At 67.7% G+C, this 1,326-nt stretch carries 1 pseudogene; it reads left to right on the top strand.

Features of this window, described 5'->3' with window-relative positions:
• Positions 1–60: 60 nt before the first annotated feature.
• Positions 61–1,326, top strand: a pseudogene (gene metG, locus CCN42_RS06190) (methionine--tRNA ligase); the annotation flags it as partial.

The raw sequence follows: 1,326 nt of genomic DNA, 5'->3' as shown, positions 1-1,326 counted from the left end.
CCGCCCGTCTCGGCTACCATTTCAAGGTTCGCAAACAACCGACCCGGGAGCAGCCAAGCCATGGCTCGACACCTCATCACCAGCGCCCTTCCGTACATCAACGGGATCAAGCACCTGGGCAACATGGTGGGGTCCATGCTCCCGGCGGACGTGTACTCCCGGTACCTCCGCCAGCNNGCACCCCGGCGGAGCTGGCGGCCAAGGAGCAGGGCCTGCCGGTGGCGGAGTTCTGCGCGCAGGCGCACGACGCGCAGAAGGCCGTCTACGACGGTTTCGCACTTGCGTTCGACTACTTCGGCCGCAGCTCCAGCGCGCAGAACGTCGAGATCACCCAGCACTTCGCCCGCAAGCTGAACGAGAACGGCTTCATCGAGGAGCGGGCGATCCGCCAGGTCTACTCGCCCGCCGACGGCCGCTTCCTCCCGGACCGCTACGTCGAGGGCACCTGCCCCCACTGCGGCTACGACAAGGCCCGCGGCGACCAGTGCGAGAACTGCACCCGCGTCCTCGACCCGACGGACCTGATCAACCCGCGCAGCGCCATCTCCGGCTCCACGGACCTGGAGGTCCGCGAGACCAAGCACCTCTTCCTCCTCCAGTCCAAGCTCCAGCACGAGGTCGAGGCGTGGGTGGCCCGCCACGAGGACGACTGGCCGCAGCTGGCCTCCTCCATCGCCCGCAAGTGGCTGAACGAGGGCCTGCACGACCGCGCCATCACCCGTGACCTGGACTGGGGCGTCCCCGTTCCGGCGGACACCTGGCCGGAGCTGGCGGCGGAGGGCAAGGTCTTCTACGTCTGGTTCGACGCCCCGATCGAGTACATCGGCGCGACGAAGGAGTGGGCGGACCGGGACCCGGAGAACCGGGACTGGAAGTCGTGGTGGTACGAGGCGGACTCCGGCGAGAACCCCGTCCGCTACACCGAGTTCATGGCGAAGGACAACGTCCCGTTCCACACGGTGATGTTCCCGGCGACCGAGCTGGGCGTGCGCGAGCCGTGGAAGATGGTCGACTACGTCAAGGCCTTCAACTGGCTGACGTACTACGGCGGGAAGTTCTCCACCTCGCAGAAGCGCGGCGTCTTCACCGACCAGGCGCTGGACATCCTCCCGGCCGACTACTGGCGCTACTTCCTGATCGCCAACGCCCCCGAGTCGGACGACTCCTCGTTCACCTGGGAGCACTTCACCGCCACGGTGAACAAGGACCTCGCCGACACCCTCGGCAACTTCGTCAACCGTGTCCTGTCCTTCTCCAAGAAGCGCTTCGGCGAGGAGGTCCCGGCGGGCGGCGAGCCCGGCGAGGCGGAGGCGCGTCTGGGCGAGG

The sequence above is a fragment of the Streptomyces glaucescens genome (genome assembly GCF_002154375.1).
Lineage (GTDB): Bacteria > Actinomycetota > Actinomycetes > Streptomycetales > Streptomycetaceae > Streptomyces > Streptomyces glaucescens.
Note: the sequence above shows the minus strand (reverse complement) of the source record. Positions and strands in the feature narration are given on the sequence as shown.